The following is a 25,206-nucleotide window of genomic DNA, read 5'->3' on the forward strand; positions in this document are numbered from 1 at the left end:
CCGCGCGGGCATGGAGTACAGATGCCAGCTCTCTACGTGATGATCCCGGCCGCCCTGCTGATCGTGGCCATCGCCGTGTACATCTTCTTCTGGGCGGTGGACAGCGGCCAGTACGACGACCTCGACGGTCCGGCCCACAGTATCCTGTTCGACGATCAGGATCCGAACCACACCGCTGCGGTGGACGAAGCCCGCGCGCAGAAACCGGACGACAAGGCCCCTCCTCATGCTTGAACTGGCACCACTGCTGGTGTCGGCGCTGATCCTCGGATTGCTCGGTGGTGGCCATTGCCTGGGGATGTGCGGCGGCTTGATGGGCGCGCTGACCCTGGCGATCCCCAAGGAACAACGCAGTCGACGCTTTCGCTTGCTGCTGGCGTATAACCTGGGACGCATCCTCAGCTATGCCACGGCCGGATTGCTGATCGGCCTCGCCGGGTGGGCGGTGGCCAACAGCCCGGCCGCGTTGTTCATGCGCGTACTGGCCGGGTTGCTGCTGATTGCCATGGGCCTGTACCTGGCAGGCTGGTGGAGCGGGCTGACCCGTATCGAAAGCCTCGGTCGCGGTTTGTGGCGCTACATTCAGCCCGTGGCCAATCGTTTACTGCCAGTGTCGAGCTTGCCCCGTGCTTTGCTGCTTGGCGCACTATGGGGCTGGTTGCCGTGCGGACTGGTTTACAGCACGTTGCTGTGGTCAGCGAGCCAGGGCAATGCGCTGGACAGTGCGTTGCTGATGCTCGCCTTCGGGCTCGGCACATGGCCGGTGCTGCTGGCCACCGGCCTCGCCGCCGAACGGGTGACGGCGCTGTTGCGCAAGCGCAGCGTGCGAATGGCCGGCGGTTTGCTGGTGATTCTGTTCGGGATCTGGACATTGCCCGGCCCGCATCAGCACTGGTTGATGGGGCATTAAACGGCGGCGCGGCCTTCGCGAGCAGGCCCGCGCCCGCACGGTTCCTGTGCAAACCACACACCTCCTGTGGGAGCGAGCCTGCTCGCGAAGAATCCCTCAATGCTCCTACCAATGCACCCCGTTGATGCAAATCAAGACACCCCGCCGCGCCCGCCCCTAGACTCGCCACACTGCCAGCCTATCCGGGGAATGCCCGCATGCTCGACGCCATTCGTTGGGACACCGATTTGATCCGCCGCTACGATCTGGCGGGGCCGCGTTACACCTCATATCCGACGGCCGTGCAATTCAACAGTCAGGTCGGCACGTTCGATCTGTTCCATGCCCTGCGCGACAGCCGTAAAGCCCAGCGCCCGCTATCGCTGTACGTTCATGTGCCGTTCTGCGCGAACATTTGCTACTACTGCGCCTGCAACAAGGTCATCACCAAGGATCGCGGCCGCGCCCTGCCGTATCTGCAACGGCTCGAGCAGGAGATCCAGCTGATCGCCTGCCACCTGGACCCGAAGCAAAAGGTCGAGCAACTGCACTTTGGCGGCGGTACGCCGACCTTTCTCAGCCACGACGAACTGCGCCAATTGATGGCGCATCTGCGCAAGCACTTTAATCTTCTGGACGATGACTCGGGCGATTACGGCATCGAAATCGACCCGCGAGAAGCCGACTGGTCGACCATGGGCCTGCTCCGCGAACTGGGCTTCAACCGCGTCAGCATTGGTCTGCAAGACCTTGACCCGGCGGTGCAGCGCGCGGTCAATCGCCTGCAAAGCCTGGAAGAAACCCGCGCGGTGATCGACGCCGCACGCACGCTGCAATTTCGCTCGATCAACATCGATCTGATTTACGGCCTGCCCAAACAGACCCCGGAGAACTTCGCCCGCACGGTGGAAGAAGTCATCAGCCTGCAACCGGATCGGCTCTCCGTGTTTAACTACGCGCACTTGCCGGAACGCTTCATGCCACAGCGGCGGATCAACAGTCAGGAACTGCCGAGCCCCGCGCAAAAACTGGAAATGCTCCAGCGCACCATCGAACAACTGACCGCCGCCGGTTACCGCTACATCGGCATGGACCACTTCGCCCTGCCCGACGACGAACTGGCGATCGCTCAGGAAGAACAAACCTTGCAGCGCAACTTCCAGGGCTACACCACCCACGGTCATTGCGATCTGGTGGGGCTGGGCGTGTCGGCGATCAGCCAGATTGGCGACCTCTACTGCCAGAACAGCAGCGACCTCAACGAATACCAGAACACCCTAGCCTCAGCGCAATTGGCGACCAGCCGCGGCTTGGTGTGTAACGCCGACGACCGACTGCGGCGGGAAGTGATTCAACAGTTGATCTGCAATTTCAGCCTGGACTTCGCCGAGATCGAGCAACAGTTCAACATCGATTTTCAAGGTTACTTCGGCGCTCTGTGGCCTCAACTGCAAGAGATGGCCAAGGATGGCTTGATTACCCTTGATCGCGAGCGAATCGAAGTGTTGCCGGCCGGACGACTGTTGGTGCGCTCGGTGTGCATGGTGTTCGACGCTTACCTCGAACAGCAGAATCGCCAGCGCTTCTCGCGGGTAATCTAGTTTTTCATCAACAGCGAACCCACTTTCATGTTCTGATCAGAGGTCAGACCCGACTGCCCCACCACTTTGGACAAAGCCAGATTGGCGGTAATGAGACCAGTGTTCAACGCGGCAATGGCGCCGCGCAGAGCGGCAACCTTGATGATCTTTTCTTCGTTGGAAAGGCGCTTGTCGGCCATGATCTTTTCGATGAGCGCCTTTTTCTCGGCGATCTCTTTTTGCAATTTACGGATCATCTTCAGCAGTTGCTGGATATTCTCGGGCAAGCCGCTCTCTTCGATGTCGCGATTATCGCCACCGGAACCTGCCGATCTCTCGATTGAAGCACCGGACAGCGACACTTTGACGCCTTCGACCAAGGTCGGGGTTGCCTGTGAAGTCGATTCGGCGTCGCGGCCTTTGTCGTCGGCATTTTTAAACGGGTCCGACAGTGCCTCAACACCGCTGCTAGCGTGGCCCAGCGTACCAATGGCAGCCATTGAATCGGTTCCTTCCAAAGCTCTGATAACAGTTTATCGGCCAGTGGCCCTGCGGCTTTACGCCCGCGGGACAAACTCGCCATTGACTGGCCTGAATGTCCTCCCGTGAGTTACCCTTACGGCTTATGTGTGTTTTCCCACAAGGATTGAAGAAATGTCCGAGCCAGTCAAACTGCGCGCTCACAACCAGGCCCATTGCAAGGATTGCAGCCTGGCACCTCTCTGCCTGCCACTTTCTCTGAATCTGGAAGACATGGATGCGCTGGACGAAATCGTGAAACGCGGCCGCCCGTTGAAAAAGGGTGAGTTCCTGTTCCGCCAGGGCGACACGTTTGATTCCGTTTATGCAGTACGCTCCGGCGCCCTGAAAACCTTCAGCCTGAGCGATTCCGGCGAAGAACAACTCACCGGCTTCCACCTGCCGAGCGAACTGGTCGGCCTGTCCGGCATGGACACCGAGAAACACCCGGTCTCGGCCCAGGCACTGGAAACCACTTCGGTTTGCGAAATCCCTTTCGAACGCCTCGACGAACTGGCCCTGCAACTGCCGCAGCTGCGCCGTCAGTTGATGCGCGTGATGAGCCGCGAGATCCGCGACGACCAGCAAATGATGCTGCTGCTGTCGAAGAAAACCGCCGACGAGCGTATCGCGACCTTCCTGGTCAACCTGTCGGCACGCTTCCGCGCTCGCGGGTTCTCGGCCAACCAGTTCCGCCTGAGCATGTCGCGCAATGAAATCGGCAATTACCTGGGCCTGGCGGTGGAAACCGTGTCCCGCGTATTCACCCGCTTCCAGCAAAACCAACTGATTGCTGCAGAAGGCAAAGAGATCCACATTCTCGATCCGATCCAGCTCTGCGCCCTGGCTGGCGGTTCGCTGGAAGGCTGATCTCGACCCGCGGCCGAGCGAACCGATTCAGCCGCGGGTATACTGCGCCGTTTGCAGCCCTGCCAGGACACCTCGACGATGGTCTTCGACTCCTTCGACATCAAATCCCTGATCCGCCCCGTGATCGACTTCCCGAAACCGGGCGTGATCTTTCGCGACATCACCCCGCTGTTCCAGTCGCCAACGGCCCTGCGCCTGGTGATGGACAGCTTCGCTCACCGCTACGTCGAAGCCGACTTCACGCACATCGGCGCGATGGATGCTCGCGGTTTTCTGATCGGTTCGGTACTGGCCTATCAGTTGAACAAGCCGCTGGTGCTGTTCCGCAAGCAGGGCAAACTGCCGGCCGACGTATTGGCCGAAGGTTACGCGACCGAGTACGGCGAAGCCTTCCTGGAAGTGCACGCCGACAGCCTGTGCGAAGGCGACTCGGTGGTGATGTTTGATGATTTGATCGCGACCGGCGGCACGCTGATTGCGGCAGCCAACCTGATTCGGCGCATGGGCGCACGGGTACATGAGGCGGCGGCGATTATTGATCTGCCGGAGCTGAACGGTTCGCAGCGTCTACAGGATATGGGGATTCCAACGTTCTGCCTGACGCAGTTTGCCTTGACCGATAAGTAAGCGGCGCCTGTACTGACGCTATCGCAGGCAAGCCAGCTCCCACAGTGATTTCGGTCGTTCACAAATATTGTGTATGCCCCAAAAACCTGTGGGAGTTGGCTTGCCAGCGATGAGGCCAGCAGCCTCACCCAGGATTCAAAGCCCCATTTGCTTGGCGATGATCTCGTTCATCACCTCCCGCGTCCCGCCGCCAATCGACAAGATGCGGTTATCCCGATACAGCCGCTCCACCAGACTTTCACGCATGTAACCCAACCCGCCGAGTATCTGCACTGCCTCCGTGGTGATGCGGTCCGAGGTGTCCGTAGCAAAGTTCTTGGCCATGGAAATCTCCTTGATCACACTCTGCCCCGCCGCCATTTTCGCCGCTTGCCGGTAAGTGAACTCACGCGACACCTCCAGCGCCGTGGCCATTTCGGCGAGGCGATGCTTGATCACTTGAAACTTGCCGATCGGCTTGCCAAACGCTTCACGCTCGCGTGCCCACTTCAAGCTCTCCTCGAGCGCAAGCTGCGCGGTCATGTTGGCCATCAGTGCCAACGCCAGCCGTTCGCTCTGGAAGTTGCCCATGATGCAGGCAAAGCCCATGTTCTCAGCGCCGATCAGGTTTCCTACAGGCACCCGGCAATCGTCGAAGAACAATTCAGCCGTGTCCGACGCCCACCAGCCCATTTTCTTCAACTGTCGGCCAACGGTGAAACCCGGCGTGCCCTTCTCGATCAGTAGCAGGCTGATGCCGCCAAAACCCGGCGCACCAGTGCGCACCGCGACAGTGTAGAAGTCGGCGCGTACGCCGCTGGTGATAAAGGTCTTGCTGCCGCTGACGCGGTAGAAGTCGCCGTCGCGCACGGCGCGGGTTTGCAGATTGGCGACATCGGAACCGCCGCCGGGCTCGGTGACGGCCAGCGCGCTGATCTTGTGGCCGCTGAGCACTTGCGGCACAACGCGATCGCGCACTTCAGGTCGCGCCCATTTGACGATGGGCGGCAGGCCGATATCCAGCGAACCCAGCCCGGCTACCAAGCCGCCAGAGCCGCAGCGCATCAGCTCTTCACTGGCGGCAACCTTGGCGAACAGATCGCCTTCATGGCTGCCGCCCAGTGCTTCGGGGTAGCCAATGCCGAGGATGCCGGCGGCACCCGCTTTCAGGTACAGCTCTCGGGGGAAGCTTTCGGCTTCTTCCCACGCATTAATATCCGGCAGGACCTCGCGCTCGACGAAACGTCTGACGCTGTCGCGGACCATCTGGTGGCTGGGGTCGAAGTATTCCTGAAAGGCAGGCATGGGCGAGCTCCATCGAAGAGTTCGCCGACGTTAACCGAGCGCTTGCTTGGTTTTCAACAATATTGTGTGAATCTGATAGACCGAGGCGCCTGCATCGCTGGCAAGCCAGCTCCCACAGGGGCAGAGGTCGTTCACAAACTTTGTGATAAACCTCAAATTCCTGTGGAAACAATATAGCCAGCTCAAACAGGGTTCGATGTTGCTCACATATTTTGTGATCAACCCAAATCACTGTGGGAGCTGGCTTGCCAGCGATGAGGCCAGAACAGGCAATAAGGATTTAGAGAGCGATCGGTTTACGCCCGGCAAACGAATGCGCCAGCGTCCCGCCGTCCACCAGTTCCAGCTCGCCACCCAGCGGTACCCCGTGGGCAATCCGCGAAGCGATCAGGCCTTTGTTGTTGAGCAACTGAGCGATGTAATGCGCCGTCGCCTCGCCCTCAACCGTCGGGTTGGTGGCGAGGATGACTTCGGTAAACGTGCCCGCTTCTTCAATCCGCGCGATCAATTGCGGAATGCCGATGGCCTCGGGCCCGAGGCCGTCCAGCGGCGACAAATGCCCTTTCAGCACGAAGTAACGCCCACGGAATCCGGTTTGCTCGACCGCGTAAACATCCATCGGCCCTTCCACCACGCACAGCAATGTGTCGTCGCGGCGGGTATCGGCGCACTGCGGACACAGATCGTCTTCGGTCAACGTGCGGCACTGGCGGCAATGCCCCACCCCTTCCATGGCCTGGCTCAGCGCCTGGGCCAGGCGCGCACCGCCGCTGCGGTCACGTTCGAGCAACTGCAGCGCCATGCGCTGGGCAGTTTTCTGACCCACACCCGGCAGAATTCGCAGGGAGTCGATCAGTTGGCGAATCAAAGGGCTGAAGCTCATGGGTAAAAAGTCCGACAAAACAACGAGACGCGGTTTATACCCGCGCCTCTGGCCAGCGTCAAATACTCAGTCCTGGGCAACCCGCACGACCAGTTTGCCGAAGTTGCGTCCTTCCAGCAGACCGATAAACGCCTCGGGCGCCTGCTCCAGGCCTTCCACCACGTCTTCACGGAATTTGACCTTGCCGTCGCGCACCCACGGCACCATGTGGCTGATGAACTCCGGCTGACGATCACCGTAGTCATCGAACACGATGAAGCCTTGAATCCGCACACGCTTGGTCAGCAACGTGCGTTGCAGCATCGGCAAACGATCCGGGCCTTGCGGCGCTTCGTGGGCGTTGTACCCGGCAATCAGGCCGCACAGCGGAATGCGCGCCTTGGGATTTAGCAGCGGGACGACGGCATCAAAGACGTGCCCGCCAACGTTTTCGTAATAGATATCGATGCCATCGGGACAGGCCTTGGCCAGTTGCTCGGCGAAATCGGCAGCCTTGTGATCGATGCAAGCGTCGAAGCCCAATTCCTCGACCACGTATTTGCACTTCTCGGCGCCACCCGCCACGCCGACCGTGCGCAGACCTTTGATCTTCGCCACCTGCCCGACCACCGAGCCTACAGCGCCGGATGCGGCAGCCACCACCAGGGTTTCGCCTTGTTTCGGCTGCCCGATGTCCATCAGACCCATGTACGCAGTCATACCGGGCATGCCCAGCACACCAAGGGCCATCGACGGGCTCGGCAGACCGGAAGGGATCGGCATGATGTCGCGCCCGTCGCTGATGCTGTGGCTTTGCCACCCGGTGGCACCGACGACCAGATCGCCTTCATGGAATTTCGGATGACGCGAACGCTCGACTCGGCTGACAGCCCCACCGGTCATCACCTCGCCGATTTGTACCGGGGCGGCGTAGGACGGTGCGTCACTCATGCGCCCGCGCATGTAGGGATCGAGCGACAGGTACAGGGTCTTCAGCAGCACCTGGCCGTCTTCGAGATCCGGCAGGGCTTCGCGCTCCAGGCGAAAGTTCTCGGGGGTCGGCGCGCCAACCGGGCGCGAGGCCAGCACAAAGCGCTGGTTGAGGGTCAGAGGGTCGGACATGTCAGCGTCTCCTGTGAATGATGAATTCGGCGGTATAAGGAGCAGACCACTGTGGCCGTGACGGGTTCGATGTTTCGTCGCTGCACACTATCCCTGTGGGAGCTACGGCACACTGCGATCTTTTGATTTTATTAGTCCGAATCAAAAGATCGCAGCCTCGTTTCACTCGACAGCGCCTACAGGAGCCTGGCCTGGCAAAGATTTGTGACAGACGCTGAAATCAGCCAGAAACAAAAATGCCAGGCGCAATGCCTGGCATTTTGTGTAGCTCATCTGCCGCCGAATGGCGAATCAGAATGGCAGTTTCATACCCGCTGGCAGGTTCATGCCGGCAGTCATGCCGCCCATTTTTTCCTGGCTGTTGGCTTCGATCTTGCGCACGGCGTCGTTGACGGCGGCGGCAACAACGGCCTCGAGCATTTCCTTGTCGTCTTCGCTCAGGCCTTCAACCAGACTTGGGTCGATGCTCACGCTTTTCACGTCGTGACGACCGGTCATCACCACGGTGACCATATCGCCACCGGCCTTACCGGTGACTTCGGCGTTGGCCAGTTCTTCCTGCATCTTGGCCATTTTTTCCTGCATCTGCTGCGCCTGCTTCATCAGGCCGGCCATGCCACCTTTCATCATGGGAATCACCTCAAAAGTACTTGGATCAAAAACAGCGCCCGGCAATTAACACCGAACGCCTTCAGTTATTAGCCCTGAGTGACCAGAGCGTCGACAGGTTCAATAGTATCGCTTCGCACGACCGCGCCGAACTGCTGAACCATCTGCTGGATGAACGGATCACCGTGGATCGATTCTTCAGCTTCGCGCTGACGGTTGATGCGCCGACGCGAGGCAGCCTGTGCCGGGGTTTCCTGCTCAGGCTTGATCAGTTCGATGGTCAGGCCCAGCGTGCGGCCATGGTACTGGTTCAACGCATCGTTGAGACGACGCTGTTGAGTGGCGTTGAACAAGGCGCTGTGCGCCGGGTCCAGGTGCAGCAACCAATGGTCGCCATCGACCGCGATCAATGTGCAGTTGGCGGCGATGCTGCCGGTCATGCCGGAGATCGGCAATTTAGGGAACAACTCCAGCCACTGCAACGCCAAACCTGTGGCCGGCATCGCGGCGGGCTCAGGCTCGGGTTCCGGGGCCGGCTCTGCGGCGTGTTCGCTGGCCAGTTCGTCGAGGTAACTGTAGGCCGAATCGATGTCCGGCTCGATGTAATCCTCGTCCAGCGGCGGCTCATCGTCCGCGTCCATGCCCGGTGTGGCGGCATCGACTTCGGCAACACTCGGCTCAGGGATCGGCGCCGCGGCCCACTCTGGCGCATCCGGAACGACGCTGTCCGGGGTCGGTAGCGGCATCGGCGGCAGGTCAGGCTGCTCGGCGGCGGTTTCCAGCATGGGCTCGACGGCAGGTTGCTGCACCGACTCGGGCTCAGGTTCTACCGGATCGTTCCAGGGCAGGTCGACGAAGGCTTCGACGGCGACCGGCTCGGGCTCGGGTTCCGGCGCAGGTTCCGGCTCAGCTGCAACCACAGGCTCGGGAGCCGGTGCAGCCACTGGCGTTGGCGTTGGCGCAACAGCCGCAGCGACCACCGGCGCAGGTTTAGGCGCGGCAGCCACGGAGTTTGCGGAATCAACTGTGGCCTGGCTGATCCCCACTGGCTTTAGCGGTTGCCTCGGGGCGTCCGCAGTGTCTGCGGGCCTGAAGGCCAGCATTCGCAGCAAGACCATTTCGAAGCCGCCACGCGGGTCGGGTGCCAGCGGCAAATCGCGGCGTCCGATCAGGCCCATCTGGTAATAAAACTGCACGTCTTCGGCCGGTAACGCCTGCGCCAATGCCAACACCCGATCACGGTCGCCATGACCGTTGTCGACACCGTCCGGCAACGCCTGAGCGATGGCCACCCGGTGCAGCACATTGAGAATTTCCGAGAGCACGCCGTTCCAGTCCGGGCCCTGCTCGGCCAGGTGACGAACAGCTTCGAGCAACGCCTTGGCATCGCCTTCGATCAACGAGTGCAGCACGTCGTAGACCTGGCCGTGATCCAGCGTGCCGAGCATCGCCCGCACGTCGGTGGCCATAACCTTGCCTTCGCCGAACGCGATGGCTTGGTCGGTCAGGCTCATGGCATCACGCATCGAGCCGTCAGCGGCACGACCCAGCAACCACAGCGCGTCGTCTTCGAACGGCACGTTTTCGGCGCTGAGCACGTGGGTCAAATGCTCGACCACGCGCTCAGGCGTCATGTTCTTCAGCGAGAACTGCAGGCAGCGCGAAAGAATCGTTGCCGGAAGTTTCTGCGGGTCGGTGGTCGCCAGGATGAACTTGACGTACGGCGGCGGTTCTTCGAGGGTTTTGAGCAGCGCATTGAAGGAATGGCTGGAGAGCATGTGCACTTCGTCGATCAGGTAGACCTTGAAGCGCCCACGGCTCGGCGCGTACTGCACGTTGTCGAGCAGCTCGCGGGTGTCTTCGACCTTGGTGCGGCTGGCGGCGTCGATCTCGATCAGGTCGACAAAACGGCCTTCATCGATTTCGCGGCACACCGAACATTCGCCACACGGGCTGGAAGTGATACCTGTCTCACAGTTCAGGCATTTGGCAATGATCCGCGCAATCGTGGTTTTACCCACCCCGCGCGTACCGGTAAACAGGTACGCGTGATGCAGCCGCTGGCTGTCCAAGGCATTGATCAGAGCCTTGAGCACATGGGTCTGGCCGACCATTTCGCGGAACGAGCGCGGACGCCATTTACGTGCAAGAACCTGATAACTCATCGAAAACCGTCGCAACGAAGGAAGCTGAAGCGGCTAATGCTAGCGGAGCAAGGGCAAAATTGCATCCGGTGTCCTTCTCTAATATGGCTAAGCTGCATGAGCAGAGGCTTTTATAGGCTCGGGATCGGGAATTACCGGAGCGTTTATGCGTTGGGCCGTGGGGGCAATGCTAGGGGTGAGCCTGAGCGTCACGGCAGCGGAAACACCGCTGCGTTTCGTCGTGCCCGACAGCTGGGCGATGCCCATTGTGCAACTGGAACGCGGCCGCCCGACTCAGGGCATCCTTTACGACATCATGCTCAGCCTGGCCACCCAGGTCGGCGTGCCAGCGCAGTTTGTCGTCCTGCCGCGCACGCGGGTACAGAGCTCGATGGAACACGGCGAGATTGATGTGCGCTGCTACGCCGCACAATCGTGGCTGCCGAATCAGTCCGGCGATTACATCTGGAGTATCCCGCTGCTGTTTCAGCGTGATTTGCTGGTCAGCCGCCAGGGTTTGCCGAATAAAATCGACCCGGCTGACCTGCCACACCAATCGATCGGCACCGTACTCGGTTACACCTACTCCACCCTGCAACCGCTGTTCGATGCCGATCAACTGCAACGCGAAGATGCGCGCAATCAGGAACAGGTGCTGGAAAAACTGCTGGCCGGGCGTTATCGCTACGCCGTAAGGAATCAGTGGACGCTGGACTGGTTCAACCAGCGCCTGACGCCTGAACAGCAACTGCACGGCGTGGCGGTGCTGCAGGAGCAGCATGTCGGCTGCTATGTGAGGAATGATCCGAACGTGCCAGTGCAGAGGATATTGCGCACGCTGCTGCGGATGAAAATGTCGGGGGAGATTGATGAGATTATTCGGCTTTACACCGGCCACTCCGACAACACCCCATAACCTTGTGGGAGTTGGCTTGCCAGCGATTGCGGATTTTCAGTGAAATAGATGAACCTGACCCACCGCTATCGCTGGCAAGCCAGCTCCCACAGGATCCTCATCAGCAGTGGGATTTGTGTCGGTTCGGAAAATCCCAGGCACAAAAAAACCGCAGTGGGCGAAACCCATGCAGTTCGGTTGAAGCGTTCTATTGTTCGTTAAGGTGGTAACCCCACCAGCCACACCCCGGCACACAATGTTCCCGCTGTGGCTGCTGCCTTCCGGCTCTGACCAGGTTCACGGGTAATCGTTGCGGGGGGACCGATGGGGTCACCATAACGACGCTTGCCTATCGGCGAGCCGCGCCATTGTACCTATCTGAGACGAAGTTACAACCGTTCGGGCGGATAAAAAAATATGAGTCTGTTCAAGGACATAAAGATCGCAGCCTTCGGCAGCTCCTACATGAGGCGCATACCCCTGCAAGAGCTGCCGAAGGCTGCGATCTTTTGACTTTATTGCGCCTGAAGAACATCGTCCGCCCTGCCGCCCGCCTGCTGAATGACCAGATGAATGAAATGCAGCTTGGCAATCGCCGGCGCCGGCAGCACGAACGGATAGAAATCTGGCTGACCCATGCTGCGTGACAGCTCATTGAGCATGCCTGCCAGTTCGATCCACGCGTTGACGAATGACAGGAACGCCTCCCCACCCGGATGTCCCGGGTCGTACAACGTACTGGTCGGAAAAGGCTGATAGTCGAAGTCCATCTCACGCGCGCTCATGCCGAAACCCAGCGCGGTGTCGACCGCGTCCATCATGTGCAGGTAATGCGCCCAGGTTTCCGCCCAGTCTTCCCATGGGTGCATGGTCGCGTAGGCGCTGACGTAGTGCTGCGGCCAGTCCAGCGGCGCGCCCTGCTGATAGTGGCGGTCAAGTGCCTCGGCGTAGCTGGCGCGCTCGTCGCCGAACAGGTTGCGAAAAGAGTCGAGCCACGGGCCGTTGGCGATCAGCCTATCCCAGTAATAGTGTCCGACCTCATGACGAAAGTGCCCGAGCAGCGTGCGATACGGCTCGTGCATCTGCGCCCTCACCTGCTCGCGGTGGGCGTCGTCGGCTTCTTTGATGTCGAGGGTGATCAGGCCGTTGGCGTGGCCGGTCATGGGCGCGTTGCCTTCGAGGTCGACGCCGATGAAGTCGAAGGCCAGCCCGGCGTCTTCATCCACGGTTTTCGGGATGACCTGCAGACCGAGGGTGATCAGTTGCGCGACCAAGCGACGTTTGGCGATTTCTACCTTGCGCCAGCGCTCGGGGTTTTCCGGAACGGACAGGTCGGGGATGGTGCGATTGAGGCTGCAGGCAACGCACAGGGTGTCGTGATCGTTGGCCGCCAGTAACCAGTTGCACGCGGCGGGTGTGTCGAGATTGGCGCAACGACGGAACAGGCCGGCTTCGGGATCGGTATCGAGCGTCCAGGTGCCCTCGTACGGGCCCGGTTGCAGCGAGGTCAGGCGACTTTCTTCGGGTTGATAACCGAGCAAGGCGTTGCAGGCCAGACACTGGCTGTTGCGAAAGAACAGCGACTGACCGCAGCGGCACGGCCAGACTTTGCTGTTGCGTGAGGACTCGGCCATGAACGGCGCGACGATGCGAGAACTGAGCTGCTCGAAAAAGCGGTACATGGCGATCTCTCCCTGGGGCTTGCCAAGACTAGATCATTCCCATGACAACATCGTTCCGCGCTTCTGTTGGGGCACGTCAAAAGATCGCAGCCTTCGGCAGCTCCTACAGGGGATCAGTGTACGGTCACATAAACGTGGCGAAACACTGACCCCGCAGGCTGCGATGTTTTGATCTTAAACGTTCAAGCCATGGGTTTTGAGGAAGGCGATAAACGCCTCTTCATCCATCACCTTCACGCCCAGCTCATTGGCTTTGGTCAGCTTCGAACCGGCACCCGGCCCCGCAACCACGCAGTGGGTTTTCGCCGACACGGAGCCAGCCACTTTCGCGCCCAGGCTTTCGAGGTGATCTTTAGCGACATCGCGACTCATCAACTCGACCTTGCCGGTCAGCACCCAGGTCTCGCCGGACAGCGGCAAGCCCTCGACGACTTTCTTCTCGCTCTCCCAATGCATGCCGAAATCACGCAGCTGTTTCTCGGCGTCCAAGGCAAGCTGACGATGCTGCGGCACGGCGAAAAACTCGCGAACCGAATTCGCCTGCTTCTCCGGCAACGCCTGGCGCATGTCCAGCCAGTCGGCGTTCATCACCGCTTCCAGCGAACCGAACTTGTCCGCCAGTTTTTGCGCCCCGCCCGGGCCGACCGAGGGGATGTGCAGCTTGTCGAGAAAGCCACCGAGCGTGGTGCTGGCGGCAAACTCGGCGCCCAACTCGCCCTGATCCTGAATCTGCAAACCATGGCCCAGCAATTCGCTGATCACCTGTTGGTTATGCGCGTCCTCAAAGAAGCTGTGAATCTCGTGTGCCACTTCCAGACCAACATCCGGCAGGTAGGTCAACACTTGCGGCAAAGCCTGCTGCACGCGCTCCAGCGAACCGAGCGAGCGCGCGAGCACCTTGGCGGTCTCTTCGCCGACATCGGGAATACCCAGCGCATAGATGAAGCGCGCCAGCCCCGGCTGCTTGCTGTCGGCAATGGCGGTCAGCAATTTGTTGCTGGAGACCTCGGCGAAGCCTTCCAGATCAACGATGTCATCGAACTTCAGTGCGTAAAGATCCGCCGGCGAACTGACCAGACCTTCGTCGACCAATTGCTCGACGCTCTTGTCGCCCAGGCCTTCGATGTCCATCGCACGACGCGAGACGAAGTGGATGATCGCCTGCTTCAGTTGCGCGCCACAGGCCAGTCGCCCGACGCAGCGATACACCGCGCCCTCGCTGACGGTTTCCTTGCCTTTGCTGCGCTTGATCAGTTGCGTGCGCTCGACGTGCGAACCACAGACAGGGCAGTTTTCCGGGATCGCTACCGGCCGTGCATTTTCCGGACGGCGTTCGGTGACCACTTGCACCACTTGCGGAATCACGTCACCGGCGCGACGGATGATCACGGTGTCGCCGATCATCAGGCCCAGTCGTGCGACTTCATCCATGTTGTGCAGCGTGGCATTGGCCACGGTAACGCCGGCAACCTTGACTGGTTTCAAACGTGCGACCGGGGTAACGGCACCGGTGCGGCCAACCTGGAATTCCACGTCGAGCAACTCGGTGAGCTCTTCCATTGCCGGGAATTTATGCGCGATCGCCCAACGTGGTTCGCGAGCGCGGAAGCCCAGTTCACGCTGATCGGCAATGCTGTTGACCTTGAACACCACGCCGTCGATTTCGTAGGTCAGCGAGTTACGCCGTGCGCCGATGTCGCGGTAGTAATCCAGGCACTCGCCAATGCCCTTGGCCAGTTTCAGTTCATGACTGATCGGCATGCCCCACTTCTGCAACTGCTTGAGGTTGCCGATGTGCGTGTCGGAAATATCGTGAGAGACCTGACCGATGCCGTAGCAGCAGAATTCCAGCGGACGGTTGGCGGTGATCTTTGAGTCGAGCTGACGCAGACTGCCGGCCGCCGCGTTACGCGGGTTGGCGAAGGTCTTGCCGCCGACTTCCAGTTGCGAGGCGTTGAGGCGCTCGAAACCGGCCTTGGACATGAACACTTCACCACGCACTTCCAGGGTCGTCGGCCAGCCTTCGCCGTGCAGCTTCAGTGGAATATTGCGCACCGTGCGCACGTTGACGCTGATGTCTTCGCCGGTGGTGCCGTCACCGCGCGTGGCGCCGCGCACCAGTACGCCATTTTGATACAGCAGGCTGACCGCCAGGCCATCGAGCTTCGGCTCGCAGCTGTATTCCACCACCGAGCTGCCGCCGAACAGATCACCGGCAGGCAGGTCCAGACCCTCGGTCACCCGACGGTCGAACTCGCGCATATCGGTTTCTTCAAACGCGTTGCCGAGGCTGAGCATCGGCACTTCGTGACGTACCTGCGTGAACGCGGTGAGCGCCACGCTGCCGACGCGCTGGGTGGGCGAATCGCTGGTGATCAGGTCGGGGTTGGCCGCTTCCAGCGCCTTGAGCTCATGAAACAACCGGTCGTACTCGGCGTCCGGAATGCTCGGCTCGTCGAGGACGTGATAACGGTAGTTGTGCTGATCGAGTTCAGCGCGCAGCTCTAGAATGCGGTTTTTGGCGGCGGTCATGGGTGTTCTCTCATAAAGCAAAAGAGCAGCCGAGGCTGCTCAATCTATATTGCTGATTGCCCCGGATAACGAGGCAATCTTTGGAATCAACGCTTGTGGGTCAGGGCGCGGCGCTCGAATTCGACGATGCGCTGACGGTAGTGCTCAATGGTCTGCGCGGTCAGAACGCTGCGCTGGTCATCTTTCAGCTCGCCGTTCAATTCCTGCGACAGCTTGCGGGCTGCGGCCACCATCACGTCGAAGGCTTGCTTCGGGTGACGCGGACCTGGCAGGCCAAGGAAGAAGCTCACCGCCGGGGTGCTGAAATGGTCGATGTCGTCCAGATCAAAGATGCCCGGCTTGACCGCATTGGCCATGGAGAACAGCACTTCACCATTGCCGGCCATGCTTTCGTGGCGGTGGAAAATATCCATCTCGCCAAAACGCAGCCCGCTTTCCAGAATGTTCTGCAACAGCGCCGGGCCTTTGAAGCCGGCAGCGTCGCGGCAGATCACACTGATCACCAGGACTTCTTCGGCTTGCGGTTGATCCTTTTCGACCGCTGCAGGCGCCGGCTTGGCGTCTTCTACGAAGTCGTCACGGCTGCTGAAGCTCGGGCCGCCGTCCAGATCCAGATCGAGGTTCAGGTCGCCCTGGGCCGGACCGTTGCTGCCGCGCTTGCCACGTTTGGCGCCGGATTCGCGAGGCTCGCGTGCTTCGCGGGACGGCATGCTCACCGACGGCAGATCGTGCTCGTCCAGTTGCGGTTCCTTGTGTGTGTCCAATACGCGGGCCGGGCCCAACAGCTCAGGGCTGGTGTCCTCGTCCGGCAGGTTGGACAAACTTCGATCAAGACGGAATTTCAGTTTTCCCTTGCCGCCGCGCATACGGCGCCAGCCATCGAAAAGAATACCGGCTATCACAATGATGCCGATGACGATCAGCCACTCGCGCAGACCGATTTCCATGTAATCCCGTGCCTCTATAAAAAATGCTGAAAAATAAGGGGTTTACACTGTGCAAACCGCTTTAAAACGTGGCGCCAACTCTATGTTCTGACAGGCGTTTTGCCCACGTATACGAAAAATTGACATTAAACTAGCACGACCATAGACAACTTTACACCGTCTGTCGAAATCGCTGCGCAAATTGTGGGCTCGCTTCGCTCAGGCTTCGAGCCGCAAGCTTCTAGCTTCTAGCTTGTAGCTCAAAGCTTGTAGCTCAAAGCTGCGCCGCTAGGCGTCCACCATCGCCATCGCCTCCTCGACATCCACCGCTACCAGTCGCGAACAACCCGGTTCATGCATCGTTACGCCCATCAACTGTTCGGCCATTTCCATGGCGATCTTGTTGTGGGTGATATAGATGAACTGCACGGTCTGCGACATCTCTTTGACCAAGCGTGCGTAGCGTCCAACGTTAGCGTCATCCAGCGGCGCGTCAACCTCATCGAGCATGCAGAACGGCGCCGGGTTCAACTTGAAGATCGCAAAAACCAGTGCCAGCGCGGTCAGGGCTTTTTCCCCGCCGGAGAGCAAATGGATGGTGCTGTTCTTCTTCCCTGGCGGCTGCGCCATGATCGTTACCCCTGTATCGAGTAGATCTTCGCCCGTCAGTTCCAAATACGCGCGCCCACCACCGAAAACTTTCGGGAAAAGCGCCTGTAATCCGCCATTGATCTGATCAAAGGTATCTTTGAAACGGTTACGGGTTTCCTTGTCGATCTTGCGGATGACGTTTTCCAGGGTTTCCAGCGCTTCAACCAGATCGGCGTCCTGCGCATCCAGATAACGTTTACGCTCGGATTGTTGCGTGTATTCGTCGATGGCCGCGAGGTTGATCGCGCCCAGACGCTGAATCCGCGCATTGATCCGTTCGAGTTCTTCTTCGGCTTCGCGTTCACTGGCTTGCGCAGTCAATGTGGCGAGCACGCCGTTGAGATCGTAGCCGTCTTCGAGCAGTTGATCCTGCAGGGCCTTGCGGCGCACGGTCAGGGCCTGCCACTCCATGCGCTGCTGTTCGAGCTGACCACGGATCAGTTGCGATTGCTGCTCGGCCTGCGTGCGGCGTTTTTCTGCGTCGCGCAATTCGCGGTCGGCATCTTCGAGCGCGATCTGCGCAGTCTTGAGTTCTTCATCGACGGTCATGCGCTTGTCGAGCAGCTCTTCGAGTTTCAGGCGCAGTTCTTCCAGCGGTGCTTCGCCCTCCTCCAGATTCAGGCTCAACTGTTCACGCTTTTCGGTCAGACGCTCGGACTGCATTTCCAGACGTTCCAACGCCTGACGCGTGGAGTCGTGCTGCGCGCGCAGCGAGCCGAGACGCACGGCCAGTTGGTGCGCATGATCCTTGTGCTGCCGCGCTTCCTGACGCACGCGGTCGAGGCGTTCGCGCAGGCTGTCGCGCTGGGCCAGCAGCAACTCGCGCTGCTCGGTGTCCAGCGCCATCGCATCGAGAGCTTCCTGCAAGTGCATGCGCGCTTCGCCGATGTGTTCGTGCTCCAGCGCACGTTGTTCGCCGAGTTCGACCAGCTCTTCATCCAGACGAGTACGACGCAATGTCAGCTGTTCGGCCTTGGCTTTACCGGCGGACAATTGCGCTTTCAGCTCACCTTGCTGACGCGCTTCGTCTTGCAGCAAACGACGCAGATGCTCACGACCGTTTTCCTGCTGACGCTGCTGCGCGCGCAGGGTTTGCAAACGGTTTTCCATGGCTTCGACCGTGGCTTCACGCTCTTCGCGTTCAAGATGCAACGCTTCGATTTCCTGGCCACGGGCGAGCATGCCGCTTTCCGCTTCACTGGCCCGTCGTACGCGCAGAAAGTGCCGGCCGACCCAATAGCCGTCGCGGCTGATCACGCTCTGCCCGGCGCCCAACTGGCCGCGCAGGGCCAATGCCTGCTCCAGACTGTCGACCGGTTTGACCTGACCGAGCCACGGCGACAGATCGATCTGCGCCTCGACTTTGTCCAGCAGACTGCCCGCCACCCGCACGCCGTCGGTGCCAGGGCTGAGCAGGCGCAAATCGCCCTGAGTAAAACCGGACAGATCGAAGCCGCTGAAATCATCGACCAGCACCGCTTGCAGATCGGCGCCGAGCACGGTTTCTACCGCCAGCTCCCAACCGGCCTCGACCTTCAGGCCTTCAGCCAGACGCGGGCGCTCGGCGAGGTTGTGTTCCTTCAGCCATTCAGCGGTGCCGGTGCCCGGATCGAGCGCCGCTTGCTGCAAGGCTTCAAGCGAGGCCAGGCGACCATTGAGGCGCTGCAAATCGCCCTGCGCCTGTTGCTGCGCGGTCAGCGCTTGCTGGAGTTCCTGACGCAGTTGCTCAAGCTTTTCGACTTGGGCTTCTTCGCTGGTCTGCAAATCTTCAAGGGTCGCTTCGGACTCGGCGAGCTGCTCGTTGAGCTCCATGATCGCCGCGTCTTCGGGGTCCGCCGAGAGCAACGCACGCTCTTCGCCGAGGCGCTTTTGGCGATCGGCCAAGCGTTCCATGCTGGTTTCGAGCTGCTGAATGCGCGACTGCTGCACTTCGGCCTGACGCCGCGGTTCGGCAGCAGTGAGGTTGAAGGCGTCCCACTGCTCCTGCCAGCCGTGCATCACGCTTTCGGAATCTTCGAGTGCAGCGGCGGCTTCTTCGGCGGCAGCGCTGGTGATTTCCTGCTCGGGGGTGAGCATGTCCAGCTCTTCGCCGAGGGTCAGCAGCAACGTGCGGTCGTGGCCCAGATGCGACTCGGTCTCCAGTCGCGCGCGCTCGGCTTCTTTCAAGTCGTCCTGCAACTGACGCAAACGCTGCTGGCCGTGCTGGATGCTTTGCTCGACCCGGGCGATGTCACCGCCGACCGAATAGAAGCGGCCCTGCACCAGATTGAAGCGTTCGGACAGGTCGTGATGCCCGTCGCGCAAGCGTTCAATCGCCGCATCGGCGTTGCGTTGCTCGGCGACCAGCGCTTCGAAACTGATTTCCTGAGTGCCGATGATCGACTCGCGCTGGCCGACCTGATCGTTCAGATCCTGCCAGCGCAGGGCCGACAGTTGCGCCTTTAGCTGACGCTCCTCGGCTTTGAATTCCTGATACTTCTTGGCCGCCTCGGCCTGACGGTGCAAGCGTTCGAGCTGACGTTCGAGCTCATCGCGCAGGTCGGTCAGGCGGGCGAGGTTTTCATGGGTGCGGCGGATGCGGTTTTCGGTCTCGCGCCGGCGCTCTTTGTACTTGGAGATACCCGCCGCTTCTTCGATGAAGTTACGCAGGTCTTCAGGCTTGGACTCGATCAGCTTGGAGATCATCCCCTGCTCGATGATCGAGTAGCTGCGCGGGCCCAGACCGGTGCCGAGGAAGATATCGGTGATGTCACGACGACGGCATTTGGTGCCGTTGAGATAATAAGTGGTCTGGCTGTCGCGGGTCACTTTGCGGCGAATCGAAATCTCCGCGTACGCCGCGTATTCGCCCAGCAGCGTGCCGTCGGAGTTGTCGAACACCAGTTCGATACTCGCCTGGCTCACCGGCTTGCGGCTGGTCGAACCGTTGAAGATGACGTCGGTCATCGACTCGCCACGCAGGTTTTTCGCCGAACTTTCGCCCATCACCCAGCGTACGGCGTCGATGATGTTCGACTTGCCGCAACCGTTCGGCCCGACGACCGCCGCCATGTTACTGGGGAAGTTCACCGTGGTCGGGTCGACGAAGGATTTGAATCCCGCCAGTTTGATGCACTTGAGCCGCACGCTTAGGCAACCGTCAGGGCAGACACCACCAGATCGCAGCTGCGCTGGGCGTAAGCCGTCAGCACAATGCGGATCTGCGGCAGGTCACGGGCAAGCACGGCAGCCAGCAAGCGCTCGAACAGTTCGAGGAACTCGCTCATTTCGGCCTTGCGCTGTTCGAGGGCGAGGAAGTACGCACGGCTCATGGCCGGTTGCAGGTTCTCTACAGTTTCTTGCAGGTACGGGTTGTTGGCGAACGGATAGGCGGCGCGCATGACGTTGAAACTGTCATCGACGAACGTGCGGATGTCCTGACGCTCGTAGCTGGCGGTCAGGCGCTGCTGGATCTGCACGAACGGCGCCATGTCCGACTGGACCTGCCAGCCATTGGCCACCGAGTTGCCGAGCAGGATGTACAACTCGCTCATCAGCGTGCACAGGCTCTGCACCTTGTGCGCCGTCAGCTCGGTAACGTGCGCGCCACGGCGCGGCAGGATCGCGATCAGGTGGCGACGCTCGAGGATCAGCAAGGCTTCGCGGACCGAACCGCGGCTGACGTTGAGCGCCAGCGTGACCTTCTGTTCCTGGATGCGCTCTCCCGGCTTCATTTCGCCACGAATGATGCGTTCGGCGAGGTGGTGAGCAATTTGCTCGGCGAGGCTGTCCGGGGCCTTGAACGTCATGGTGTCCTTCAAATTCTATCGATCTGCACAAGCGGCGCAGTGTAGCGCAAATGCAAGGTCATGGCGGAGTGCCCACTCAGCGGTTTTTGGCACGATTCCCGCAAAAAGGCAGGGGACTCGATGAGGGTCAATACTGAATAGACAAGTTGTTGATCGACGAAATGCATTTTCTTGACCTTTAAGTCAGAAAACCATTGACCGAAAAGTCAGAGCTGCTAAATTCGGCTCAAGTCGCTTAACAACAATAATGAGTCTGCGAGGCCTTCCGTGATCCAGTTTTTACTTAACCAGGAACTCCGTAGCGAGCACGCCCTGGACCCGAATCTGACCGTGCTCAATTACCTGCGTGAACACGTCGGCAAATCCGGCACCAAAGAAGGTTGCGCCAGCGGTGACTGCGGCGCCTGCACCGTAGTGGTCGGCGAGTTGCAGACGGATGACGACGGTCGCGAACATATTCGCTATCGCAGCCTCAATTCGTGCCTGACGTTCGTGTCGTCCTTGCACGGCAAGCAACTGATCAGCGTTGAAGACCTCAAGCACAAAGGCGAACTGCACAGCGTGCAGAAAGCCATGGTCGAGTGCCACGGTTCGCAGTGCGGTTTCTGCACCCCCGGTTTCGTCATGTCGCTGTTCGCTCTGCAAAAGAACAGCGATGCGCCGGATAACGCCAAGGCCCACGAAGCGCTGGCCGGCAACCTCTGCCGTTGCACCGGCTACCGGCCGATTCTGGCCGCTGCCGAGCAGTCGTGCTGCGCCAAGCAACCGGATCAGTTCGACGCCCGCGAAGCTGACACCATCGCCCGACTCAAAGCCATTGCCCCCACCGATATCGGCGAACTCAACAGTGGCGACAAGCGCTGCCTGGTGCCGCTGACCGTCGCCGATCTGGCCGATCTCTACGATGCTTACCCACAAGCACGCCTGCTGGCGGGCGGCACCGATCTGGCGCTGGAAGTCACCCAGTTCCACCGCACGCTGCCGGTGATGATCTACGTCGGCAACGTCGCCGAAATGAAGCGCATCGACAGTTTCGATGACCGCATCGAAATCGGCGCCGCCACCAGCCTCTCCGACTGCTACGAAGCGTTGAACGCCGAGTACCCGGATTTCGGCGAGTTGCTGCACCGCTTCGCTTCACTGCAAATCCGCAACCAGGGCACCCTCGGCGGCAACATTGGCAACGCTTCGCCCATCGGTGACTCGCCGCCCCTGCTGATCGCCCTCGGCGCGCAGATCGTGCTGTGCAAAGGCGAAACCCGGCGCACCCTGAACCTGGAAGACTACTTCATCGATTACCGCGTCACTGCCCGCCAGGAAAGCGAATTCATCGAGAAGATCATCGTCCCGCGTGCCAGCGCCGAGCAGTTGTTCCGCGCCTATAAAGTCTCGAAGCGTCTGGACGACGACATCTCCGCCGTCTGCGCCGCGTTCAATCTGCGCATCGAAAACGGTGTGATCAGCGATGCCCGCGTCGCCTTCGGCGGCATGGCCGCGATCCCCAAACGCGCCGCCGCTTGCGAAGCCGCGCTGATCGGCCAACCGTTCAACAATGCCGTGATCGAACGCGCCTGCGCTGCCCTGGCCGAAGACTTCACGCCGCTCTCGGACTTCCGCGCCAGCAAGGAATATCGCCTGCTCAGCGCGCAGAACCTGCTGCGCAAATATTTCATCGAACTGCAAACACCGCACATCGAGACTCGGGTGACCGCTTATGTCTAACCATCACGCCGTAGAGAAGACCCAGGCTGAACTGGCCGAATTGTTCGCCCAGGACCTGACCACCGGTGTCGGCCGCAGCGTCAAGCACGACAGCGCCGCCAAACATGTGTCCGGTGAAGCGCAGTACATCGATGATCGCCTGGAATTTCCGAATCAGCTGCACCTGTACGCACGCCTGTCGGACCGCGCCCACGCGAAGATCATCAGCATTGATACAAGTCCTTGCTATGCCTTCGAAGGCGTACGCATCGCCATCACCCACGAAGACGTCCCGGGCCTGAAAGACATCGGCCCGCTGATGCCGGGCGACCCGTTGCTGGCCATCGATGATGTGCAATTTGTCGGGCAACCGGTGCTCGCCGTGGCGGCGAAAGATCTGGAAACCGCACGCAAGGCAGCGATGGCCGCGACCATCGAATACGAAGACCTCGAGCCGGTGCTGGATGTGGTCGAAGCGCTGCGCAAGCGCCATTTCGTCCTCGACAGCCACACCCATCAGCGTGGCGATTCGGTCTCCGCACTGGCGACGGCCGATCATCGCATTCAAGGCACGCTGCACATTGGCGGTCAGGAACACTTCTACCTGGAGACGCAAATCTCCTCGGTCATGCCCACCGAAGACGGCGGCATGATTGTTTATTGCTCGACGCAGAACCCGACCGAAGTGCAGAAACTGGTCGCTGAAGTGCTCGACGTGTCGATGAACAAAATCGTCGTCGACATGCGCCGCATGGGCGGTGGTTTCGGTGGCAAGGAAACTCAGGCGGCAAGCCCCGCGTGCCTGTGCGCAGTGGTTGCGCATCTCACCGGTCAGCCGACCAAAATGCGCCTGCCGCGCGTCGAAGACATGCTCATGACTGGCAAGCGTCACCCGTTCTACGTCGAGTACGACGTCGGCTTCGACAGCACCGGGCGCCTGCACGGGATCAACATGGACTTGGCCGGTAACTGCGGTTGCTCACCAGACTTGTCGGCGTCGATTGTCGACCGCGCAATGTTCCACTCGGACAACTCGTATTACCTGGGCGATGCGACCATCAACGGTCATCGCTGCAAGACCAACACCGCCTCGAACACCGCCTACCGGGGTTTCGGCGGCCCGCAAGGGATGGTCGCGATCGAAGAAGTGATGGACGCGATTGCCCGTCACCTCAACCTCGACCCACTCGCGGTACGCAAGGCCAACTACTACGGCAAGACCGAGCGCAACGTTACCCACTACTACCAGACCGTCGAGCACAACATGCTCGAGGAAATGACCGCGGAACTGGAAGAAAGCAGCCAGTATTACGAGCGCCGCGAAGCGATCCGTCGCTACAACGCCAACAGCCCGATCCTGAAAAAAGGCCTGGCGCTGACCCCGGTGAAATTCGGCATTTCCTTCACCGCCAGCTTCTTGAACCAGGCCGGTGCGCTGATTCATATCTACACCGACGGCAGCATCCACCTGAACCATGGCGGCACCGAAATGGGCCAGGGCCTGAACACCAAAGTCGCGCAGGTCGTGGCCGAGGTGTTCCAGGTCGAAATCGATCGCGTGCAGATCACCGCGACCAATACCGACAAGGTGCCAAACACCTCGCCAACCGCTGCTTCCAGCGGCGCCGACCTCAACGGTAAAGCCGCCCAGAATGCCGCCGAGATCATCAAGCAACGCTTGGTTGAGTTCGCCGCACGGCACTTCAAAGTCAGCGAGGAGGACGTCGAATTCCATAACGGCCATGTACGCGTTCGTGATCACATCCTGACCTTTGAATCGCTGATCCAGCAGGCGTATTTCAATCAGGTCTCGCTGTCGAGCACAGGCTTCTACAAGACCCCGAAAATCTACTACGACCGCAGCCAGGCCCGTGGCCGTCCGTTCTATTATTTCGCCTTCGGCGCGGCGTGCTGCGAAGTCATCGTCGACACCCTGACCGGCGAATACAAGATGCTGCGTACCGACATTCTCCACGACGTCGGCGCCTCGCTGAACCCGTCCATCGACATCGGTCAGGTTGAAGGTGGTTTCGTCCAGGGCATGGGCTGGCTGACCATGGAAGAGCTGGTCTGGAACAACAAGGGCAAGCTGATGACCAACGGCCCGGCCAGCTACAAGATCCCGGCCGTGGCGGACATGCCGCTGGATCTGCGAGTGAAACTGGTAGAAAACCGCAAGAACCCGGAAGACACCGTGTTCCACTCCAAGGCCGTTGGTGAGCCGCCGTTCATGCTCGGCATTGCCGCGTGGTGTGCGATCAAGGACGCTGTGGCAAGCCTCGGTGACTACAAGCATCAGCCGAAGATCGACGCCCCGGCGACCCCGGAGCGGGTGTTGTGGGGCTGTGAGCAGATGCGTCAGCTTAAAGCGGTGAAGGCCGTCGAAGCTGAAACCGAGCTGGCTTCGCTTTAAGACCGAGGCGCGGCCATCGCTGGCAAGCCAGCTCCCACAGGGATTTGTACTGACCGTTGGACTGTGCAATTCCAATGTGGGAGCGAGCCTGCTCGCGAAGAGGCCCGAACAG

The 25,206-nt window shown here is 60.3% G+C and carries 19 protein-coding genes and 1 other RNA gene; 8 read left to right on the forward strand and 12 right to left on the reverse strand.

Features of this window, described 5'->3' with window-relative positions:
- Positions 1-21: 21 nt before the first annotated feature.
- From ccoS to hemN, 3 genes are all read left to right on the forward strand, one after another.
- Positions 22-234, forward strand: coding sequence for a cbb3-type cytochrome oxidase assembly protein CcoS (gene ccoS, locus JJD74_RS00085; protein WP_042558535.1), 213 nt, complete (start codon positions 22-24; stop codon positions 232-234).
- Entirely contained in the window at positions 227-910 is a 684-nt protein-coding gene (locus JJD74_RS00090; protein WP_039770036.1) for a sulfite exporter TauE/SafE family protein, read from the forward strand. The genes ccoS and JJD74_RS00090 overlap by 8 nt, the downstream gene beginning before the upstream one ends.
- 197 nt (positions 911-1,107) lie before the next feature.
- Entirely contained in the window at positions 1,108-2,490 is a 1,383-nt protein-coding gene (gene hemN, locus JJD74_RS00095) for an oxygen-independent coproporphyrinogen III oxidase (RefSeq protein ID WP_200610516.1), read from the forward strand.
- On the opposite strand, the gene JJD74_RS00100 is transcribed toward hemN, so the two are convergent.
- Positions 2,487-2,969, reverse strand: coding sequence for a hypothetical protein (locus JJD74_RS00100; RefSeq protein ID WP_115147615.1), 483 nt, complete (start codon positions 2,967-2,969; stop codon positions 2,487-2,489). The genes hemN and JJD74_RS00100 overlap by 4 nt on opposite strands.
- Before the next feature lie 154 nt (positions 2,970-3,123).
- Between JJD74_RS00100 and fnr the strand changes: the two genes are divergently transcribed.
- Positions 3,124-3,858, forward strand: coding sequence for a fumarate/nitrate reduction transcriptional regulator Fnr (gene fnr, locus JJD74_RS00105; RefSeq protein ID WP_042558531.1), 735 nt, complete (start codon positions 3,124-3,126; stop codon positions 3,856-3,858).
- A 78-nt stretch (positions 3,859-3,936) separates the two neighbouring features.
- Entirely contained in the window at positions 3,937-4,485 is a 549-nt protein-coding gene (locus JJD74_RS00110) for an adenine phosphoribosyltransferase (RefSeq protein WP_028621413.1), read from the forward strand.
- 135 nt (positions 4,486-4,620) lie between these two features.
- Here JJD74_RS00110 and JJD74_RS00115 read toward each other — a convergent pair whose 3' ends face one another.
- The 5 genes from JJD74_RS00115 to dnaX all read right to left on the reverse strand — a co-directional run bounded on the left by JJD74_RS00115 (position 4,621) and on the right by dnaX (position 10,527).
- Entirely contained in the window at positions 4,621-5,769 is a 1,149-nt protein-coding gene (locus JJD74_RS00115) for an acyl-CoA dehydrogenase family protein (protein ID WP_200610517.1), read from the reverse strand.
- A gap of 280 nt (positions 5,770-6,049) precedes the next feature.
- Complete coding sequence (gene recR / locus JJD74_RS00120; RefSeq protein ID WP_042558529.1) at positions 6,050-6,652, reverse strand: recombination mediator RecR; 603 nt, start codon at positions 6,650-6,652, stop codon at positions 6,050-6,052.
- Between the two features lie 66 nt (positions 6,653-6,718).
- Entirely contained in the window at positions 6,719-7,753 is a 1,035-nt protein-coding gene (locus JJD74_RS00125) for an NADP-dependent oxidoreductase (protein ID WP_047300411.1), read from the reverse strand.
- A 291-nt stretch (positions 7,754-8,044) separates the two neighbouring features.
- Positions 8,045-8,383, reverse strand: a complete 339-nt coding sequence (locus JJD74_RS00130; RefSeq protein WP_042558527.1) for a YbaB/EbfC family nucleoid-associated protein — start codon at positions 8,381-8,383, stop codon at positions 8,045-8,047.
- Between the two features lie 68 nt (positions 8,384-8,451).
- Complete coding sequence (gene dnaX, locus JJD74_RS00135; protein WP_200610518.1) at positions 8,452-10,527, reverse strand: DNA polymerase III subunit gamma/tau; 2,076 nt, start codon at positions 10,525-10,527, stop codon at positions 8,452-8,454.
- A gap of 145 nt (positions 10,528-10,672) precedes the next feature.
- On the opposite strand from dnaX, the gene JJD74_RS00140 reads away from it, so the two are divergent.
- On the forward strand, positions 10,673-11,422 hold the full coding sequence (locus JJD74_RS00140; RefSeq protein ID WP_200610519.1) for a substrate-binding periplasmic protein: 750 nt from the start codon (positions 10,673-10,675) through the stop codon (positions 11,420-11,422).
- A 209-nt stretch (positions 11,423-11,631) separates the two neighbouring features.
- On the opposite strand, the gene ffs is transcribed toward JJD74_RS00140, so the two are convergent.
- The 6 genes from ffs to JJD74_RS00170 form a co-directional block, all read right to left on the reverse strand.
- Positions 11,632-11,728, reverse strand: an RNA gene (ffs, locus tag JJD74_RS00145) — signal recognition particle sRNA small type.
- Positions 11,729-11,916: 188 nt separating this feature from the next.
- A complete protein-coding gene (locus JJD74_RS00150; protein ID WP_200610521.1) occupies positions 11,917-13,083 on the reverse strand; it encodes a zinc-binding metallopeptidase family protein in 1,167 nt (388 codons plus the stop codon).
- 174 nt (positions 13,084-13,257) lie between these two features.
- Positions 13,258-15,615: an NAD-dependent DNA ligase LigA gene (gene ligA / locus JJD74_RS00155; protein ID WP_200610522.1), complete on the reverse strand. Its 2,358-nt coding sequence runs from the start codon at positions 15,613-15,615 to the stop codon at positions 13,258-13,260.
- 86 nt (positions 15,616-15,701) lie between these two features.
- Complete coding sequence (zipA, locus tag JJD74_RS00160) at positions 15,702-16,562, reverse strand: cell division protein ZipA (protein ID WP_200610523.1); 861 nt, start codon at positions 16,560-16,562, stop codon at positions 15,702-15,704.
- 267 nt (positions 16,563-16,829) lie between these two features.
- Positions 16,830-20,318, reverse strand: a complete 3,489-nt coding sequence (gene smc, locus JJD74_RS00165) for a chromosome segregation protein SMC (protein ID WP_042558521.1) — start codon at positions 20,316-20,318, stop codon at positions 16,830-16,832.
- A 2-nt stretch (positions 20,319-20,320) separates the two neighbouring features.
- Positions 20,321-20,980, reverse strand: coding sequence for a GntR family transcriptional regulator (locus JJD74_RS00170; protein ID WP_042558520.1), 660 nt, complete (start codon positions 20,978-20,980; stop codon positions 20,321-20,323).
- A gap of 267 nt (positions 20,981-21,247) precedes the next feature.
- Here JJD74_RS00170 and xdhA point away from each other — a divergent pair, with 267 nt between their 5' ends.
- The gene (gene xdhA, locus JJD74_RS00175; protein ID WP_047300405.1) at positions 21,248-22,702 is read left to right on the forward strand and encodes a xanthine dehydrogenase small subunit; all 1,455 of its coding nucleotides are present in this window, start codon (positions 21,248-21,250) and stop codon (positions 22,700-22,702) included.
- Entirely contained in the window at positions 22,695-25,094 is a 2,400-nt protein-coding gene (xdhB, locus tag JJD74_RS00180) for a xanthine dehydrogenase molybdopterin binding subunit (RefSeq protein ID WP_200610524.1), read from the forward strand. The genes xdhA and xdhB overlap by 8 nt, the downstream gene beginning before the upstream one ends.
- Positions 25,095-25,206 lie beyond the last annotated feature (112 nt).

The sequence above is a fragment of the Pseudomonas sp. MF6776 genome, assembly GCF_016613125.1.
In the GTDB taxonomy this organism is placed as follows: Bacteria; Pseudomonadota; Gammaproteobacteria; order Pseudomonadales; family Pseudomonadaceae; genus Aquipseudomonas; species Aquipseudomonas iridis.